Raw genomic sequence first — 1,630 nt, forward strand, 5'->3', positions numbered from 1 at the left:
TTTCATAATTAGGGGTCTCAAGACCCCCCTAACGGCCACCGAGAAAATCTTCACCAGATAAGTATTTTTACTCAAGTCTCTGGAGGGGGACAGCTTATGTGACAGTTGAGGGTGCGGAATGTGGGCATTAATCTAAGCTTGTTCGCAGGAGATTTCGTCTGCGTGTTAGGCTCTTCTGGGTGCGGTAAGACGACGTTATTACGGGTCTTGGCTGGCTACCAACGGCCGACGACGGGAATGGTCACCGTCGCGGGGAAACGACATACCGAACCTGATCCCGATGTGGGGGTCGTGTTTCAACGTCCTAACCTGTTCCCTTGGTTAACGATCGCCAAAAATGTCGAATTTGGCCCAAAAATGAAAGGAGTGAGCGATCGGGAACGAAAACAAAGGGTAGCCGCCACTTTGGAGATGGTGGGACTCTCGGAAGCGGCGAATTTCTTCCCCTATCAGCTTTCCGGGGGGATGCAACAACGATCAGCGATCGCCCGAACCCTAGCCGCCGAACCAGCGATTATTCTGATGGACGAACCTTTTGGCGCACTCGACGCGCTCACCCGCGAATCGATCCAAACCCATCTCAGAGGCATTTGGCAGAGAACAGGGAAAACGATCTTTTTCATCACCCATGACGTGGAAGAGACTCTCTTACTCGCCACCCGCATCGTTGTCCTCCACGCTCGTCCCGGTCGCGTGGTTAAGGATATCGTCAATCCTTTCGCTCACCGTGACCACGAGGTCACCCCGGCTTCTTTGCGGCTATCCCTGGAATTCCTAGAGATGCGACAGAATTTGGTGGATAGTATTCGCAGCGACGAGATATAGTCACTTGATCCCTTTAGGGATTTCAATTTCTCGCTCTATTGTTCAATCATTACAGTTTATAAGTAAGTAGTTATAATCAAATTGAAGATAGATTTTGCGTCTGATCCCCCCTGTCCCCCTTGATAAGGGTAGGGTTGATTCATTTAAATTAAGTACAGCTGATTTTGAGTCAATAAATTTGACTGAAGATTCTCTAGTTTATCTTTCTCTAACCAAAAGAGTTAGTGACAATAACTAATCTTTAATCCTCTGCCAAATTTATTATGAATAAATTGATAAAGCTTGTTCCCAAGCCACTAAAAGCCTATCTCTCTTCAAATTGTCTGAGAGTACATCCTGTTAATTTAGCTAATTTTTCCGCTTCTTACGTCGATAAAACTATCAGTTTTTTCCAACGTTCAGCTAACCACCTCTGTCCCTCTGTTATTGAGAGAAAACCCAAAGGAAAAGATTCAATCCTATAGTTGTGAGAATTGACCAATTGCTGGCCGCTTGAAAATCACTTATCTCGCTTTTATCTTCCTCAAAAATTACATCTTTTACCCAATGTAACTGATTTTCTATTTTCCAACCCACATTCCGCACCCTAAGTGTCACAACGTCTCGAAAGAGGAAGATGCCTGAGTCAAAATACTTATCTAGAGGAGTGAGTTGGCGGCAAGCTGCCGGCAACTAAGTCGAAAATTCCAGGGTTCCCCCGGTCATTCGCAATAAACAGTGCTTGTTGAGAATGGCTGGGCAATCAGACTTAACATCTAGCGTCGAGATGTTCGAGTAGTGCTTAAGTTTTGTCACCCCTTGAAGT

At 45.7% G+C, this 1,630-nt stretch carries 1 protein-coding gene and 1 pseudogene; one reads left to right on the plus strand and one right to left on the minus strand.

The window, feature by feature from the left end; all coding sequences use genetic code 11:
• Positions 1-120 precede the first annotated feature (120 nt).
• On the plus strand, positions 121-825 hold the full coding sequence (locus IQ242_RS24230; protein ID WP_370583048.1) for an ABC transporter ATP-binding protein: 705 nt from the start codon (positions 121-123) through the stop codon (positions 823-825).
• Positions 826-1,189: 364 nt separating this feature from the next.
• Here the strand turns inward: IQ242_RS24230 and IQ242_RS24235 are convergent.
• Positions 1,190-1,395, minus strand: a pseudogene (locus IQ242_RS24235) (ISAs1 family transposase); the annotation flags it as partial.
• Positions 1,396-1,630: the final 235 nt, after the last annotated feature.

Origin of the sequence: Microcystis sp. LEGE 08355 (genome assembly GCF_015207185.1) — a bacterium.
Lineage (GTDB): Bacteria > Cyanobacteriota > Cyanobacteriia > Cyanobacteriales > Microcystaceae > Microcystis > Microcystis panniformis.